This window comes from Erythrobacter aurantius (assembly GCF_023823125.1).
GTDB classification, from domain to species: domain Bacteria; phylum Pseudomonadota; class Alphaproteobacteria; order Sphingomonadales; family Sphingomonadaceae; genus Erythrobacter; species Erythrobacter aurantius.
The window spans coordinates 3296416-3312744 of record NZ_CP090949.1 but is presented as its reverse complement, the minus strand read 5'-3'; the positions used below and the strand labels follow the sequence as shown (position 1 = coordinate 3312744).

18 protein-coding genes and 2 tRNA genes are annotated in these 16329 nt (G+C 61.5%); 14 read left to right on the top strand and 6 right to left on the bottom strand.

The genetic code is table 11. The annotated features are described in order from the left end of the window. Positions 1 to 101: 101 nt before the first annotated feature. Positions 102 to 2042 (bottom strand): PHA/PHB synthase family protein, encoded by a 1941-nt coding sequence (locus tag L1K66_RS15870; RefSeq protein WP_252258774.1) that lies wholly within the window; start codon positions 2040 to 2042, stop codon positions 102 to 104. Between the two features lie 151 nt (positions 2043 to 2193). Between L1K66_RS15870 and L1K66_RS15865 the strand changes: the two genes are divergently transcribed. The 7 genes from L1K66_RS15865 (at position 2194) to L1K66_RS15835 (ending at position 6780) form a co-directional block, all read left to right on the top strand. Further along, the gene (locus L1K66_RS15865; protein WP_034955393.1) at positions 2194 to 3393 is read left to right on the top strand and encodes an LL-diaminopimelate aminotransferase; all 1200 of its coding nucleotides are present in this window, start codon (positions 2194 to 2196) and stop codon (positions 3391 to 3393) included. Between the two features lie 146 nt (positions 3394 to 3539). Continuing rightward, positions 3540 to 4091: a hypothetical protein gene (locus L1K66_RS15860; RefSeq protein ID WP_252258772.1), complete on the top strand. Its 552-nt coding sequence runs from the start codon at positions 3540 to 3542 to the stop codon at positions 4089 to 4091. Between the two features lie 37 nt (positions 4092 to 4128). After that, positions 4129 to 4476, top strand: coding sequence for a hypothetical protein (locus tag L1K66_RS15855; RefSeq protein WP_252258770.1), 348 nt, complete (start codon positions 4129 to 4131; stop codon positions 4474 to 4476). Positions 4477 to 4488: 12 nt separating this feature from the next. Continuing rightward, positions 4489 to 5058: a hypothetical protein gene (locus tag L1K66_RS15850; RefSeq protein ID WP_252258769.1), complete on the top strand. Its 570-nt coding sequence runs from the start codon at positions 4489 to 4491 to the stop codon at positions 5056 to 5058. Further along, positions 5055 to 5474, top strand: coding sequence for a JAB domain-containing protein (locus tag L1K66_RS15845; RefSeq protein WP_252258767.1), 420 nt, complete (start codon positions 5055 to 5057; stop codon positions 5472 to 5474). The genes L1K66_RS15850 and L1K66_RS15845 overlap by 4 nt, the downstream gene beginning before the upstream one ends. Beyond that, the gene (locus L1K66_RS15840; protein ID WP_252258766.1) at positions 5471 to 5860 is read left to right on the top strand and encodes a winged helix-turn-helix domain-containing protein; all 390 of its coding nucleotides are present in this window, start codon (positions 5471 to 5473) and stop codon (positions 5858 to 5860) included. Before L1K66_RS15845 ends, L1K66_RS15840 begins: the two co-directional genes overlap by 4 nt. A gap of 98 nt (positions 5861 to 5958) precedes the next feature. Continuing rightward, entirely contained in the window at positions 5959 to 6780 is an 822-nt protein-coding gene (locus L1K66_RS15835; RefSeq protein WP_252258765.1) for a crotonase/enoyl-CoA hydratase family protein, read from the top strand. A 16-nt stretch (positions 6781 to 6796) separates the two neighbouring features. Here the strand turns inward: L1K66_RS15835 and L1K66_RS15830 are convergent, their stop codons facing one another. Next, positions 6797 to 7576 carry an acyl-CoA thioesterase gene (locus tag L1K66_RS15830; RefSeq protein WP_252258764.1) on the bottom strand — a complete coding sequence of 260 codons (780 nt, stop codon included), beginning with the start codon at positions 7574 to 7576 and terminating at the stop codon, positions 6797 to 6799. Positions 7577 to 7752: 176 nt separating this feature from the next. On the opposite strand from L1K66_RS15830, the gene L1K66_RS15825 reads away from it, so the two are divergent. Both L1K66_RS15825 and L1K66_RS15820 read left to right on the top strand, forming a co-directional pair. Next, a tRNA-Cys gene (locus L1K66_RS15825) sits at positions 7753 to 7826 on the top strand. A 36-nt stretch (positions 7827 to 7862) separates the two neighbouring features. Then, positions 7863 to 7938 (top strand) — tRNA-Thr (locus L1K66_RS15820). A 43-nt stretch (positions 7939 to 7981) separates the two neighbouring features. Here L1K66_RS15820 and L1K66_RS15815 read toward each other — a convergent pair. Further along, positions 7982 to 8755: an enoyl-CoA hydratase-related protein gene (locus tag L1K66_RS15815; protein ID WP_252258762.1), complete on the bottom strand. Its 774-nt coding sequence runs from the start codon at positions 8753 to 8755 to the stop codon at positions 7982 to 7984. 88 nt (positions 8756 to 8843) lie between these two features. Continuing rightward, positions 8844 to 9638, bottom strand: a complete 795-nt coding sequence (locus tag L1K66_RS15810; protein ID WP_034955386.1) for an SDR family oxidoreductase — start codon at positions 9636 to 9638, stop codon at positions 8844 to 8846. Between the two features lie 124 nt (positions 9639 to 9762). On the opposite strand from L1K66_RS15810, the gene L1K66_RS15805 reads away from it, so the two are divergent. The 4 genes from L1K66_RS15805 (at position 9763) to L1K66_RS15790 (ending at position 12116) form a co-directional block, all read left to right on the top strand. Next, positions 9763 to 10326 (top strand): TMEM165/GDT1 family protein, encoded by a 564-nt coding sequence (locus L1K66_RS15805; RefSeq protein WP_252258760.1) that lies wholly within the window; start codon positions 9763 to 9765, stop codon positions 10324 to 10326. Between the two features lie 132 nt (positions 10327 to 10458). After that, on the top strand, positions 10459 to 10920 hold the full coding sequence (locus L1K66_RS15800; RefSeq protein ID WP_252258759.1) for a Dps family protein: 462 nt from the start codon (positions 10459 to 10461) through the stop codon (positions 10918 to 10920). Between the two features lie 90 nt (positions 10921 to 11010). Beyond that, positions 11011 to 11625: a 6-phosphogluconolactonase gene (locus L1K66_RS15795; RefSeq protein ID WP_252258758.1), complete on the top strand. Its 615-nt coding sequence runs from the start codon at positions 11011 to 11013 to the stop codon at positions 11623 to 11625. Continuing rightward, positions 11613 to 12116, top strand: a complete 504-nt coding sequence (locus L1K66_RS15790; RefSeq protein ID WP_252258756.1) for an NUDIX hydrolase — start codon at positions 11613 to 11615, stop codon at positions 12114 to 12116. Before L1K66_RS15795 ends, L1K66_RS15790 begins: the two co-directional genes overlap by 13 nt. Here L1K66_RS15790 and dinB read toward each other — a convergent pair. Continuing rightward, positions 12098 to 13219: a DNA polymerase IV gene (dinB, locus tag L1K66_RS15785; protein ID WP_252258755.1), complete on the bottom strand. Its 1122-nt coding sequence runs from the start codon at positions 13217 to 13219 to the stop codon at positions 12098 to 12100. The genes L1K66_RS15790 and dinB overlap by 19 nt on opposite strands. A gap of 127 nt (positions 13220 to 13346) precedes the next feature. Between dinB and L1K66_RS15780 the strand changes: the two genes are divergently transcribed. Continuing rightward, positions 13347 to 14606: a multidrug effflux MFS transporter gene (locus tag L1K66_RS15780; protein WP_252258753.1), complete on the top strand. Its 1260-nt coding sequence runs from the start codon at positions 13347 to 13349 to the stop codon at positions 14604 to 14606. Between the two features lie 109 nt (positions 14607 to 14715). Here L1K66_RS15780 and L1K66_RS15775 read toward each other — a convergent pair whose 3' ends face one another. Beyond that, on the bottom strand, positions 14716 to 16266 hold the full coding sequence (locus L1K66_RS15775) for an acyl-CoA carboxylase subunit beta (protein ID WP_252258751.1): 1551 nt from the start codon (positions 16264 to 16266) through the stop codon (positions 14716 to 14718). Between the last annotated feature and the right edge of the window lie 63 nt (positions 16267 to 16329).

The window sequence follows — 16329 nt, the reverse complement described above, 5'->3', positions numbered from 1 at the left end:
GCGAAGTCAAGTTTTTTGTGCAGTGCACAAAAATATGCCTAAGGCATTGGTTTATCGGTAAAAGGTGGCGTTTCGGGAAACTCGGAAGGCAATTTTATCGCCTAACGGGTCTTTACATAGCTCCCCGGCGCATCGCCCAGAACGGTGTCTCCTTTGCCGCCCGGCTTGCGCTTGCCACTTGCCGGGACGCGGGTGTCAGACTGGCGCTCAAGCCAGGCCAGCCAATGGGGCCACCAACTGCCGGGGTGCTCTTCTGCTCCGGCGATGTATTCCTTGAGCGATGCGGCTTTACTGTCGCCGACCCAGTATTGGTACTTGTTCGCTGCTGGCGGGTTGACCACACCGGCAATGTGTCCGGAGCCGGCAAGCAGGAAGTCCACCGGCCCTGCAAAATGATCGGTAATGCGCCAGACGCTTTCCGCAGGAGCAATGTGATCCTCGCGCCCGGCCTGAACATAGCTGGGCGTTGTAACCCTTGTCAGATCGATCGGCGTACCGTCCGCCGACAGCGCATCGGGGACGACCAGTTTGTTGTCCCGGTAAAGGTCGCGCAGATAATCATTGTGCCATTTTGCCGGCAGATTGGTGACGTCGCCATTCCAGTGAAGCAGGTCGAACGCGGGATAGTCCTCGCCCAGAAGGTAGTTGTTGACGACATAGTTCCAGATCAGGTCCTTGCCTCGCAGCGCATTGAACGTCGCGGCTAGGTACCTTCCGTCCAGATACCCTTCGGGCGACAACTGACTGATAAGCTCCAGTTGGCCGTCATCGATAAAATGCTTGAGATCGCCGCTGCGTTCGAAGTCCACCTGAGCCGTGAAGAAGGTCGCGCTTTTGACCTTGTGATCTTCGCCGCGCCGGGCGAGCACTGCCAGCGTCGCAGCCAGCGTTGTCCCCGCGACGCAATATCCGATGGTGTGGACCTGCGGGACTTTGAGCCGTGCGCGAACGCAATCGATCGCCTCGATCTGAGCCCGGATGTAATCGTCCCAGACCACATCCTTCATGCTTTCGTCCGCCGATTTCCAGCTGACCACGAACACGGTGATGCCCTGGTCGACAGCCCATTTGATGAAGCTCTTCTTGGGCGTCAGGTCGAGGATATAGAAACGGTTGATCCACGGCGGGAAGATCACCAGTGGCACTTCGTAAACATCGCTGGTCGACGGGCTGTATTGCAACAGCTGGAACAGCGGTGTCTCGTGAACCACCTTGCCGGGCGACGCCGCCAGATTCTCGCCCAGCTTGAAGGCATCAGGATCCGTGTGGGTCAATTGACCGCGCTTCAGATCGTTGATCAGGTGGCGCATGCCCCGCACGAGGTTTTGCCCGCGCGTTTCGACAGTGCGTTTCATCACGACCGGGTTGGTCAGCAGAAAATTGTCCGGGCTCATGGCCTCCGACAATGCGCTGATCGCGAATTGAAGCTGCTTCTTCTTTTCGCTGTCGAGACCGTCCATCGAAGCGGCCGCTTCGCGGAAATACTCCGCCAGCATCAGGTAATTCTGGTGGAGAAGGGCAAATGCGGGATGCTCGCGCCAGGCCGGGTCGGCAAAGCGCCGATCCGAGCGTGGCAGCGCCGGTGCATCTGCGTCTGACGCAGTTTGGCCAGTGACAAAGCGGTCGAATACGCCCTTCCACAGAGCCATCGATTCCTGAGCCAGCCGGGTTTGCGCTTCGATCGGCCCGGTCGGCAATTGCTTCATCATGCTTTGCGAGATCACCAGCCATTGCGCCGGATCGATCAGGCTTTTCCCCTTGGTCGAGTTCTCGGCGGCCTTTTGCGCCTGTCCCGTCACGAATTCGAGCCACATTTGCTGGAGTTCGCCGCTCGCTTTAGCCCAATCGGCGATCTCGCCTGCATCCATGCCCTTTGGAAACGAGCCCGACTGGATAGACGCGCCGCTTGCATCTGAACTTGCAAACGCCTGCCCAAGGAAATCCTGCATGGCCTTGCCCTGCATTCCGAGGAAGTCGGTTATCGGGGCCAGGGTCTCGAAGATGTTATCAGCGCCAGCACCCGGTTTGTCCTTGTCAGCCATTGTAGCGCCTATTCCCTCGTTCGTTGCCTGTCCGACTCATTTAGCAAGCCTGGATCTAACGCAAACGGCTTTTCACATCGACCGTTTATGCCCTACAATACCGCCTCTGTCCGCTACTACATCGGTCGCGAACAAATGGTCAGGGAACCCAATGGACGAACAATTCTACCGCATGAAGCGGCTGCCGCCTTACGTTATCGCAGAAGTGAATGCGATGCGGCACGCGGCGCGCCTGGCGGGCAGGGACATTATCGATCTGGGGATGGGCAACCCCGATCAGCCGCCGCCTCAGCATGTGATCGACAAGCTGTGTGAAGTTGCGGCGAAACCCGATGCGCATGGGTATTCGCAATCGAAGGGTATTCCCGGCCTGCGGCGGGCTCAGGCCAATTATTACGCACGGCGCTTTGGGGTGGAGCTTGATCCGGAATCCGAAGTTGTCGTCACCATGGGCTCGAAAGAGGGGCTGGGCAGTCTGGCCACCGCGATCACAGCGCCCGGAGACGTGGTGCTCGCTCCCAACCCGTCGTACCCGATCCACACGTTTGGGTTCATCATCGCCGGGGCGACAATTCGATCAGTCCCCACGACACCGGACGAGGAATATTGGCGCTCGCTCGAAAGCGCGATGAATTTCACCGTGCCGCGGCCGAGCGTGCTGGTGGTGAGCTATCCGTCCAATCCAACCGCTGAAACCGTCGATCTGGCGTTCTACGAACGGCTGGTCGCATGGGCACGCGAAAACAAGGTTTGGGTCTTGTCCGACCTTGCTTATTCCGAACTGTATTATGACGGCAATCCGACCCCATCGATCATGCAGGTCAAGGGTGCAAAGGATGTCGCCATCGAATTCACCAGCATGAGCAAGACCTATTCCATGGCGGGATGGCGCATGGGATTTGCAGTCGGCAACAAGCAGCTTATCGCGGCGCTCACTAGGGTGAAGTCCTACCTTGATTACGGGGCATTCACCCCTATTCAGGCTGCTGCGTGTGCGGCTCTGAACGGGCCGCAGGACATCGTCGAAACTAACCGCCAATTGTATCGCAAACGGCGCGACGTCATGGTTGAGGCATTCGGGCGTGCCGGTTGGGATATCCCATCGCCGGCAGCTTCCATGTTCGCATGGGCGCCGCTGCCGCCTGCGCTCAAGGACATGGGCAGCCTCGAGTTTTCGAAGCAATTGCTTACCGAAGCACAAGTCGCAGTGGCTCCTGGTGTGGGCTATGGCGAGAAGGGCGAAGGATTTGTTCGGATCGCCATGGTCGAGAATGAACAGCGGCTTCGGCAGGCGGCGCGAAACATCAAGCGGTATCTTTCGTCGCTGGGTGTGAACAGTTCGGCAGCGTAAGAGTGTTTTGAATGCATGGTTGTGCGGGTTCCATTTGCTGGAGAAAAATCGCCCAACTTGCGTTAGTTGATGTGGTTCTTGTTTGAATGGAGGATTCAATGTCTTCCATAGGGTCTCGGCCCCTGACTCAGCGACAACGCTCCGTGATGGAGCGGATCGATCGGCGTGTCCCGATCAAGGTGATCGCGCAGGAGCTTGGTGTTTCCGAGACGCGCATCAACCAGCATATTCGTGCGCTCAAGGACATTTACGAAGCCGATAATCTCGGTGATCTGGTCGAGTGCTATCGCGCTGATATCCGCGCGAAAAAGCAAGCGAGCCCGGAGCCTGAAGCTGAAGCGAATGGCAATTCCGAAGCCGACCTGAAGGGGTTGAGCGAACCTGCATACAGCAAAAGTCAGGTGCCATCTGATCGCGCAAATGCCGATGAAGGCTTCGGAAACGATCCGGGGCAACTCGTCATAAGCGATTCGATGCCCCTGGAATATCAGGCGCCTTGGCTGAATTCTGGCGAGCCACGGGTCGTTCCCCGGGCACTCGATGGTGAAAACGCCGTCTGGTATCGCCTCGCTGCCAATGTCGGGATTGCGTTCGGAGTTTTGGCCGCCGTCGTCCTTACCGTGACAGCCGCTGTCACGATCAGCGAGGCACTGGATGGGCGTGCAGCGATCTCGGTTGACGAACAGGGCTTTTCCTGACGAGTGGGGAAGGGCCTTTGCATAAAGGGTCCCTACCATGTCTGAACGTATGCTCAACGACGCTCACAACCTCAAAAAGCTGATGCGGGAGGCAGAAGCGCTTGCCGACGAATCCATGATCGCATTTGCCCGGCTCAAACAAGCGATGCTGACCGCCCGCCAGAACCCGCTGGTGGATGTGCACACCGGACAGCGTGCGCTGATGCGGCTGAATCAGGCAGAGGCGCAGGCGCTGGCGATGTCCACCAACCTTCTCCGCGTCCATGACGAATTGAGCAAAGTCGCGCGTGAGAAAATGGCTGAAGATGTAAGCCCGACGAATATTCCGGCCGCATCGATAAGCGAGTCGCCAGAGTCATTGCCCGTAGAGACGCTGGTAGCCTGATCGGACGAGTCCATGCTGCAACTGCTCGCTTCTGAATACCGCATGATCGCGCAGGATATTTTCTCGATCATGCTGCTGGCTGCCGCATTCATCTGGGGCGGCGGGCCGGAGCGGGCAGTTGCCGCATCATGGTTCATCATTTTCAAGGTTTCGGCTTTCGTCAGGGAAACCTTTTTCACGCAAACTCTCCAATTGATGGAAGTCGACGTGTTCCTTGCCTCGACCGACATCGCAGCTTGCATCGCGTTTGTCTGGATCGCTCTTTACGCAAACCGGAATTACCCCTTGTGGATCGCTGGCCTGCAGGTTCTCGCCGTTTCGGCCCATCTCGCGCGGGGGCTGGTGGAATCCATTTCGCCGGTTGGTTATGTCGTGATGATTGTCGCACCGGGATGGTTCCAGCTTTTTGCACTCGCTTTCGGACTGGCACGACACGCCTCCCGCAAACGCAAGTACGGCCCGTATCGCGACTGGCGCAAGTCCCAGCCTCCGCCAGGCCTGGCGCCGCCCACCGCTGGTTCCCCGGGGGAACGGATGGTGCTGAAGAGTGCGCAAACCAGCTGGCGGGACAATCTTAAATGATCGAACTTCTCAGCAAGCGCCATGCTCGCAGCGTCGATGCCGGAGCACGCCAGCGTGCCATGATCGACTATCTCAAGGCGATGGTGATCTGCAATCCGCTGTCGATCGAGCGCATTCACGCGGTCTTCTTTGACCGGGACCGATCATTTCTGGGTGATGCCCCTTTGGGCCAGGGTGGCGTCGGAAGCCTCACGCTGCGCATGCGCGAGGTCTTCGGCAAGGCGCTGGCGATGGATGCGCACGGTTTCATCATCGCTCACAATCACCCGTCTGGTAATTGCCGGCCAAGCCAGCATGATATCGATGCAACCGCGCGGCTCAATTCGATTGCCAGATCGCTGGATATCGAATTGTTTGATCATCTGATTTTCACACAACACGCGGTTTATTCGATGCGTGCGGGAGGGCAGTTGTGAACTCTTCGGCCGCATCCGACTTTTCACCCCGGGACGACACGATGATCCCGCGCTTTCGCGAGGCTGGCGACGTCACTCTCGACCTGTTTCACCGCGATGGCCGGGTGGATGATCGCTGGATCGGGTTCCATCCTCGCGAATTCGAGCTGCTGTGGCGGCTGGCCGAACAGCCCGGGGTGCCCGTAACGCGCAAGCAGTTGCTGCGTGACGTCTGGCGTATCGATTTTGAGCCCGACACCAACAGCGTCGCCGTTCACGTCGCGCGCATTCGCAGCAAGCTCGAACCATTCGGCCTTGCGCCAATCCTCGCTACCCATCCCGAAGCGGGGTATTACCTCAACGCTCCTGTCCAGACCGACAGTTTCAAACTGACTGGCAAGTCCTAGTCGCAGCTTGGCAGGAAAGGCTGGCAGAAACGCGGCTGGACAGCTTTGGCGGGTTCGGCCAGTTTCGCACCATCAAGACAGGGAATTGAAGGAACAGCATGTCGCACACCCAGCTTATGCCGGCCAATGATCGCGTTTCAATCGAGCTTGGCGAAGACGGCGTCGCCCAGGTTCGGCTTGTTCGCGCTGACAAGATGAATGCGCTCGATCCGGAAATGTCCGCCGCGATCATCGAGGCGGGCACGATCCTCCAGCGGGCCAAGGGTGTCAGGGTGGTGGTGCTTTCAGGCGAGGGGCGAGCCTTTTGTGCTGGCCTCGACACCGCGAGTTTTTCGCGCGCCCCGGGCGAAGGCGAGCCGACTCTGCCCGAACGCACCCACGGCAACACCAACCGGGCGCAGGAAGCCGCAATGATCTGGCGCAAGCTTCAAGTCCCGGTGATTGCGGCCTTGCACGGCGTGTGCTTTGGTGGCGGATTGCAGATTGCCAGCGGAGCTGACATCCGCGTCGCGCACCCGGAAACGCGCATGGCGATCATGGAGCTGAAATGGGGTCTTGTGCCGGACATGGGCGGCTATGCCCTGTGGCGCGGCCTCGTGCGCGATGATGTGCTGCGCGAACTGGTTTACACCAATCGCGAATTCACCGGCGCCGAGGCGCAATCGCTGGGCCTTGCGACCTTTGTCGACAATGATCCGCTGACCCGCGCGACGGCAATCGCAACCGAAATCGCCAATCGCAATCCGCACGCCATTCGCGCTGCCAAACGGCTGCACGCCGCCATGCAGGAACTGGATACCGATGCGATCCTGCTTGAAGAGAGCGTTGAACAGCACGCGATCATGCGCAGCCCCAACCAGATGGAAGCGGTGATGGCGGGCATGCAGAAACGCGCGCCCAAATTCGAGGATGCGGACTAACGCCCCGCTTGCCGGGTCAGCCGAACACCGCGACACATTGCAGGCCGTCCAGAACCTGACGGCCATTCGTGTCCCACATCCGCAGCCGCTCCGACGAATAGCCAGCATCCGCGTGCTGGCTGGCGTTTTCCGCCAGATACCATCCACCGTCGGATTGGGTGTGCGGATCGAGCACATTGAACGACCAGTTGATCGAACTGATCGGCCCCATCCGCTGCATGATGCGCATGGCACCCGGTGGCATGACATCACCCATCAGCACCAGCTTGCTGACAGGATCGAGATCGTGTTCCTCGGTCAGACGCGCCCAGCGCCGGATCGTGGCTCCATGATCTGCGTCCTTTGACTGTCCGAAACGCAGTTCGAAATTGTTCTGGATGAAGCTGGGTCCTTGCCCTTGCATCGCAGGCGCATTGTCCGACGGTGCGCCCGGCCAGTTCTCCGGGGGATCCGCAGGACGCAGCGCGTTCGCCTCCCGCTCGGCTGCGAACAACCAGAACGCCGTTAGCGCCACGCCTTTCTCGTTCCGGATTTCGCTGCGGATCTGGGTCACATTGCGCCCTTCGCGGACGATTTCGGCGGAAAGCTCGATTTCCTCCCCGATCGGGGCGACAAAGCCGATTTGCGCGGCGCGCAGTGGCGGAAGGTCGGGAAAGGCCCGCTGGGCCATGGTGAAGGCGACAAGCGCCGAAGCCCCGCCATAGAGTGTGCGCCCTTGCATCCAGTCGCTCGCATTGTCGAGGCGGGCGGGACCGGGCTTTCCGGTTACAGGTTCCAACAGGCTGGCAATGGTCATGCCAGCGCATCTGCCCAATCGGATGCGCGCGGTCCAGAGTGACGTTGCGTAAGGTTGTCAGCAGGCGGGCATTTGTGCCCCGCGACCGGCTTGATGCGTTCCAGACGCAAAAGCCACATTGCCTTTCTGTCGCCGAATCGGTAGTGCGCCGCTTCCGCTCTGTTTCAGGGCGGCTCGGCCCGATGGCGGAGTGGTGACGCAGCGGACTGCAAATCCGTACACGCCGGTTCGATTCCGGCTCGGGCCTCCACCTTCCCTTTTCTGGGAAGGCGCCAAAAGATAGAGTGCCGCTTTAGCTCAGTTGGTAGAGCACATCATTCGTAATGATGGGGTCACGTGTTCGAGTCACGTAAGCGGCACCAGCTTCTTTTCCATTGCACCTTGCATCTCGAAATCGCGTTAGTCCTACGGGTAGACTGCCGGGCGCTTGGCCAGTTTGGCGGCGACGCTTTCCATGAATTCCGGCGATCGCAATTGCGCGGCGAAGATCGCGCTTTCGGTGGCCATCACTTCGCTCACCTGCGCGTTTTGGGTGCGCAGCAGCGCCTTGGTGTGGCGCATCGCCTGCGGGGCGGCGCGAGCGATGGTGAGGGCGAGCGCGCGGGCTTCCGCGGCAAAGCCCTCGTCGGCGAAGATGCGCGAGATCAGCCGCATGGCGAGCGATTCCTCCGCTGTCAGCACGCGCCCGGTCATGAACACGTCGCTCGCCGCGGCCATGCCGATGGCCTGCGGCAGCAGCAGCGAGGATGCGGCTTCGGGCACAAGGCCGAGCGAGACGAACGGCGCGGCGAAGGTGGCGGATTGCGCGGCGCAGACCAGATCGCAATGCAGCGTCAGCGTCAGCCCGACGCCGATGGCCGGGCCGTTGACCGCCGCCACCAGCGGCTTCTCGCAATCGCGGATCGCGTGGAGGAACTGGATCACCGGGGGCAGATCGTGATCGGCCGCGCCGCCACCTGCCGCCGCCATCGAGAAGTCCTGAAGATCGTTGCCGCTGGTGAAGTAGTCACCTTCGCCGATGAACATCAGCGCGCGCGCTTCGTCGTCTTCGCGATAGGCGTTCACCGCGTCCGCCATCGCCTGATACATGGCCTGTGTGATGGCGTTCTTCTTCTCCGGGCGCGTGAGGGTGACGGTGGTGACGCGCTCGGAATGGTCGATGCGGATATGGTCGGACATGGGGACGGTGGACTCGTGCTGGTTGACGTTTACGCAAACGTTAGCTTGCGCAAGGGCCGCTTGGCAAGGCTTCCCCAACGGCACCCCGTCATTTGGGTGGCATGCGGATTGCCCCGTCAAGTCGGAACTGGTGCCCGTTGATGTAGGAATTGCGCGCGATTTCCAGGATCAGCGATGCGAACTCCTCCGGCTTGCCGAGGCGTTTGGGGAAGGGGACGCTGGCGTTCAGCTGGTCCCACATCTGCGGATTGCGGTCCTTCATCCCGAGCATCAGCGGCGTTGCGAAAATGCCGGGCATGACCGAATTGACGCGGATGCCCAGGTCCATCAGATCGCGCGCCATCGGCAGGACAAGGCCGTTCACCCCCGACTTGCAGCTGCCATAGATGACCTGTCCGATCTGCCCGTCCTGCGCCGCGACGCTGGCGGTAAGGGTGATTGATCCGCGTTCTCCGTCTTCGTTCAGGGGATCGCTGTTCGCCATACCCAGTGCGGAGATACTCGCGACGCGATAACTCGCGACCAGAATCCCCTGCGCGCCAAATTCGTAATCCTCGGTCGAAAGGCGCTTGTATCCGCCGCTCGCCTTGTCCCAGCCCAGCGTCTTGCCGCGGCGCGAGGCCATGGCGCAGTGGACGGTCACGCGCTCCTGTCCGTTGGCGGCGCGCGCGGCGGCAAAGCCGGCTTCGACGCTGGCTTCGTCCATGATGTCGACATGGTGGAAAGTCCCGCCGATGGCGGCGGCGTGTTCCTCGCCAGCCTCGTCGTTGATGTCGAAGATCGCGACTTTCAGCCCGGCCTCGGCCAGAGCGGTCGCGCTAGCCCGTCCCAGTCCCGATGCGCCGCCGGTAACGACAGCGGCCATACCTTGTTCGAGTTTCATTGCCTCTCCTCAGATCACTTTGAGACCCTGCCTAGGGCCTGTCGCGTGGCATTTCCACCTGTTCGATTTGTGGGCGAAATGCTGGCGGTGCTGGCGCGGCGTGACGGGGATGCTAGGGCAGGGCATGGACTCTTTCCTGTTCTGCCTGATCCTCACCTTCGCCATCGCGCTTGGCGGGAAGGACCAGTTGATCCTCGCGCAGTTCGCCGATGCGATCGGGCGGACATACGCCTTGCTGGCGGCAGCCGCGCTGTGTGCGCTGATCAGCGCGGCGGTGATGGTCTATTCGTCCGGCCTGATCGCCGGGGTGATGCCGCCGCGTGCCGCGCATATGCTCGTCGCCTTCGCGCTGGCGATTGCCGCGTTCGAGCTGTTCTGGCCCAAGCAGGTCAAGCCGATGAAGGAGCCGACCCGTTCGATCATCGCCATCGGCGCAGTGGTGCTGGCGCGCCAGATCGGCGATGCCGCGCGCTTCGTGGTCTTCGCCTTCGCGGTAGAGGCCAATTATCCCGTCACCGCCCTGATCGGGGGGACATTGGGAGGCATCGCGGCGGTAGCGTTGGGGTGGGCTCTGGGACTCGCACGGCTAGAGAAATTGCCGCTGCGCCCGATCCGCATCGCGATGGGACTGTGTTTGATTCTTGCGGCTTTAATGATCGGTTTGAATGCTCGTTACACGTTCCTGTAATCGCTTTGTACGATCACTGCGTATTGGATTTTCTCGGATCAATCCTCCTTCCCATCCATTGGTCTAATGAACATATCAAGGGCGCTGGTTCCGCAGTTTTCGGCGCTCAACCAATTGAAATGGAGGACAAACATGCTTGACCCCAACAACAATTCGACGACCCAGATGGTTGTAGAAATCAACACTCTTCTGGCCGATCACTTCGCGCTGTACGTAAAGACCAAGAATTTTCACTGGCACGTGAAGGGCCCGCGTTTCCGCGACCTGCACCTGTTGTTTGACGAACAGGCGCTGCAAATCCAGGGGCAGATCGACGCGATCGGCGAACGTGCCCGGAAACTGGGCGGGGACACGATCACTTCGGTGGGCATGATTTCGCAGCACACTCAGGTGAAGGATCAGGACAATGCCGCGCTTTCGGCGGAAGACATGATCCGCGAGTTGCGCGATGACAATGCCGCAATGGTCGCCCGACTGAAGAAGATGAAGGATGTCGCAGAAACCGCAGGAGACAACGCCACCGACGGTCTGATCGACGACTGGACCGATATGGCCGAGGAGCGCGTGTGGTTCCTCAATTCCTTGCTCGGATAACCGCATCATACGAAACGCGAAAAAACGCGTTCGCAGGAGAAAGGGCCGTTTCCGCTTTGCGGGAGCGGCCCTTTTGCTATGCGTGCCGGTATGCAGAACGTCACGATCATTCACGGCGGCGACAAGGCCGCAATCGTCCAATGGCTGGCCGGGTGCCTGAAGAAAGCAAGCGCCATCACCATTCCGGGCGGTTCCACCCCGTTTCCGATCCTCGAGGCGCTGATCGCAAGCGATGCCGTCAACTGGGCGGGGCTGCAGGTGTGGCCCAATGATGACCGGATCGTGCCCGAAGATCACGAGGCATCGAACACGGGCAAGATTCGCGCCCTGCTGGAGCCGTTGGGGGCTGATATCATTGCCCTTGCCGAAGACAGTGAGCCTCCGAAGTTCGACCTGACTTGGCTGGGCATGGGGCCGGACGGGCACACCGCTTCGCTGTTTCCCAACACCGATCCGCAAATCGACGATCCGCAGGCGATGCGTCGCCTCACACCCGATCCTTTGCCCGCTCACGCGCCCTTCGACCGGATCACACTGACGCTGCCCGCATTGCTCGAAACACAGGCAATCCTGTTTACGCTGGGCGGTTCGGGCGAAAAGCAGGAAGTGTTCGAGGGGGCGATGCGTGGCGAACACGATCTGCCGGTCGCGCGGTTGCTCAAGGCGGCAGAGGCACGTGGCATTCCGGTGGCATGCTTCGCCTGATCGAACGCCTGCTGCCGCGGGCTCTCCACCGCGCGCTGATGCCGGTTGCGCACCGGGTGCGTCATCGCTGGCGCACATGGCGCGGTGTCCCGATTGCCGGGGTCAGCGTGGTGATCACCAATATTTCCGGCGATGTGCTGTTGCTCCGGCACTCCTATGGCCCTGATGTCTGGGCGCTGCCGGGCGGCGGGTTGAAACCGGGTGAAGATCCTGCAGACTGCGCCCGGCGCGAGATTGCGGAAGAACTTGGCGTGGAGCTGGCCAATCTCCAGCCGCTGAAGGTGTTGGAAGAAGAACTTTCGGGTTCGCCGCACAAGGCGCATCTCTTCACTGGCGTCTGCGACACCCGCCCGGTGCCTGATCAGCGCGAAGTGGTGGAAGCGCGGTTCTTCCCTTCGCACTCGCTTCCCGAACCTCTGGGGGAGGTAACCCGCCGCCGGATTTCTGCATGGAGAATGCGGGGTATAGCCGATCAAAGCAGCGACAGTTGAGCATCATCGCGCGGCGGTTCATCCTCATCGCCGCGCTCCAGATTTGAAAGCGTCAGCCCCATCAGCCGGATCGGCATGGGCAGCGGCAAAGCCTCTTCGAGCAATTCGCGGCTGAGGCGGGCGAAATCCGCCTTGTCCTCGACCCAGTGTGAAACCGATTTCGCACGGGTCATGTTCTGGAAATCGGTGAACTTGACCTTCAGCGTCACCGTACGGCCCCGTGCGCCCGCACTTTCGATCCGCTCCCACACGATCTCGATGATGTTCTCCAGCGTCTCACGCAGGGCCGAACCGCTGGAGATATCCTCGCTGAAGGTGCGTTCCCCGCCAACCGATTTGCGCACACGATGGGCGCGCACGGGCCTGAGGTCGATCCCGCGTGCGGCGCGATAGAGATAGTCCGCAAACGATCCGAAGTTCGCACGCAGAAAAGCGATGTCCTTCGTCGCCAGATCCGCGCCGGTTTCGATCCCCAGCCGCTTCATCTTCTCCTCCGCTTTCGGCCCGACGCCGTGAAATCGCCGGATCGGCAGCCCCGCCACAAATTGCGCGCCTTCGCCCGGGCGGATCACGCACAGGCCATCGGGCTTGTTCTGATCCGAGGCGAGCTTGGCGAGGAACTTGTTGTAGGAAACCCCCGCGCTTGCCGTCAGCTGCGTCTTGGCCTTGATCTCCTGCCGGATCAGCTCGGCAATCCGCGTGGCGCTGCCGATCCCCAGACGATCCTCGGTCACGTCGAGATAGGCTTCGTCGAGGCTCAGCGGCTCGACATGCGGCGTGTGGTGTTCGAACACGCGGCGGATCTGGCGGCTTACCTCCTTGTAGGCGTCAAACCGCGAGCGGACGAAGATCAGGTCCGGGCACAGCCGTTTGGCGGTGACGGACGGCATGGCGCTACGCACGCCGAATTTCCGGGCCTCGTAACTTGCCGCCGCCACGACGCCGCGCCCGCCCGATCCGCCGACGGCCACCGGCTTGCCCCGCAATTCGGGATTGTCGCGCTGTTCGACGCTGGCAAAGAAGGCATCCATATCGACATGGATGATCTTCCTGAGGCCCATCGCGGCCTCTTCCATGTCATCCGAAGGCATGTCCTTTGCCATGCCACCCGAATAGTCCTTTGCGCGCGCCGAAGGAACTGTTGCCGGAACCAACCGCCGCTCCCGCCATTTTGTGCACATGCGAAAAGAACAGTGGTCATCGGGTGAGGCGATTGGCAAAGGGGCCACCATGGCAGCCGCTAACCCCGTCTCCGCGCCCGCCAGACAGCTCGGCGAAACCGAGCTGATCTGGATGATGGCCTTGCTGATGGCACTTCAAGCCTTTGGTATCGATGCGATTCTCCCCGCGCTGGACGAGCTTGCGGTGTCGCTGGCGGTGGAAGGGAACGATCGGCAATTCGTGATCGGCGTCTACCTTCTGACCGCAGGCGTCGGTGCGCTCGTGCCCGGCGCTCTGGCTGACCGGTTCGGGCGCAGGCCGATCCTGCTTGGTTCCATCGCGGTCTACATCGTCCTCTCGCTCGCCAGCGCGCTGGCACCGACATATGACGCACTGATCGCCATCCGTGCCGCGCAGGGCTTTTTCGGAGCGGGCATTGTCGCGCTACCCCCGGCGATCATTCGCGACCGTGTGGGCGGCGACAAGATGGCCCGGATGATGAGCCTGATCTTCGTGATCTTCCTGATGGTGCCGGCCATCGCCCCCAGCATCGGCGAATTGATCCTGATGGTGGCGGATTGGCGCGCGATCTTTGCCGCCATGGCGCTGCAGGGCATTCTGGTGGGCTGTTGGGTCTATTACCGCCTGCCTGAAAGCCTGACCCCGGAAAACCGCCAGGCGATCCTACCGGGCGTGATCGCGCGCAACATGGGCCACGCGCTCAGCAATCCGCGCGTCATCGGCTATGTCATGGGCAGTTCGCTGGTGTTCGGCGCACTGTTCGGCTTCATCAATTCATCGCAGCAATTGATCACCGAGACGTTCGGCGCCGGCGATATTTTCCCCATCGTCTTTGCGATTTGCGCCGGGTCGATGGCGTTTGCGAGCTGGTCCAATTCGCGCATCGTCGAACGGTTTGGCGCGCGCCGGGTCAGCCACACGGCGCTGTTCGCCTTTATCATCGTCGCCAGCCTGCAGGTCTGGTTTGCCTTCGACCCGAAAGAGACGCTGTGGCATTTCGTGCCGTTGATGGCGATCAACATGATGCTGCTCGGCTTCATCGGCAGCAACTTCGGTGCGATCGCCATGAACCCGTTTTTCTCCATCGCCGGTGCGGCCAGCTCGGCGCACGGCTTCGTCCGGATGACGACGGCGGCCTTGCTGGGCGGGGCGATCGGATACGCCTATGACGGAACCGCGCAGCCGCTGGCGCTGGCTCTGCTGGCGAGCGGGCTGATCTGCCTTGCGCTGGTGCTGTTCAGCGAAAAGGGCAGGCTGTTCGGCCCGCCCGACGCGGCGCTGGGCGTGACCAGAATGAAGAATATCTGAGGCTGATCACCGGCCGCGAAGCGACCGAAAGGCCGACCGGCCGCCCGCAGCGACGCGACCTTCAGGTCGCATGAGCGAGGAAATCGCACCCCGGATGGGGTGCGCAAAATCAGCCCTCTTCCAGCCTCCGCCATGCCAGTCCTGCAAATTCGCACAGCAGGGGCCGTGTGTCGCGCGGATCGATGATGTCCTCGACATTGAAGCGTTCGGCACTGCGGAAGGGCGATGTGACCTTGGCCAGCCGCTCGCGGATTTCCTCAAGCAAGGCCGCCGGATCGTCCGAGGCTTCGAGTTCGGATTTGTAGGCTACCTCCAGCCCGCCCGCGATGGGCAGGCTGCCCCAGTCGCCGGAGGGCCAGCAATAGCGGTACTGGTACGCCTCCGCATTGCTCATCGCGCTGCCCGCAATGCCATAGGCGCGGCGCAGGACGATGGAGGCGAGCGGCACGGTGGCGCGGTAGATCGCGTTCATTGCATTGACGCCGTAACGGATCGTCCCCGCCATCTCCGCCTCGCGCCCGATCATGAAGCCGGGGTTGTCGACGAGATGCACGATGGGCAGGCGGAACTGGTCGGCCAGTTTGACGAAGCGTTCGACCTTTTCGCTGGTCTTGGCCTCCCACGATCCGCCCAGATAGCTCGGATCGCTGGCAATGACGCAGACTGGCCAGCCATCGAGCCTGGCGAGGGCGGTAATCGCGGCGCGGCCCCAATGCTTGCCGATCTCGAACACGGTCCCCTGATCGAACACCATCTCCATGCAGCGCCGCATCGAATAGACCTGCTTCGGATCACGCGGGACGAGGGAGAGCAGCGCGTCTTCCTTGCGGGTGGCGGGATCGGTGCAGAGCGAGCGGCGGGCGGGTTGCCCGACATATTCGGGCATGAAGCTGAGGAAATGCCGCGCGCGGGCGAAGGCTTCGGCCTCGCTCGCCACCTCGTCATCGACCACCCCGTTGCGGGTGTGGATTTCCGACCCGCCGAGCCGCTCCTTGGCTTCTTCATGGCTGGCGGCATCGCCCTTGTAGGCATCGCCCAGGCCATCGACCACGGCGGGGCCGGCGGCGAAGATCTGGCTGAGGCCCTTGACCATGATCGAGTAATGGCTGGCGACGGTGCGCGCCGCGCCGAGGCCCGCCGTCGGGCCAAGCGCCAGCGCCACCACCGGCACGGTGTCGAGATTGGTCACCACATCGCCCCAGCCGGGTACGGCGGGGATATAAGTTGCGCCGATCTGTTCGAGCGTTTTCACGCTGCCGCCGCCGCCCGTCCCGTCGATCATGCGGATGATGGGGAGCTTCAGCTCATGCGCCATCCGTTCGGCCTGCACCATCTTGCGCGCAATGCCCGCATCCGCCGCGCCGCCGCGAATGGTGAAATCGTCCGCCGTGGCAACCACCGGGCGACCGTTGATCAGCGCCCTGCCGAAAAGAAAGGGGGCCGGGGTGACGCTTTGAAGGTCGCCATTGGCGTCATACTTGGCGCTGCCCGCGATCTTGCCGATCTCGCGGAAGGAGCCTTCATCGCACAGCGCCGCAAGCCGCGCGCGCGCGTCCATCTTGCCGCGCCCATGCTGCCGCGCCACCTTGTCCGCGCCACCCATCTGCTCGGCCAGCGCTTCGCGGCGGCGCAGTTCTTCGAGTTCCTTGGCCCAGGTCATCCCCATCCCATAAGCAAACCGTCATCCCAGCGAAAGCTGGGATCTAGGGCGATGAAGCACCCA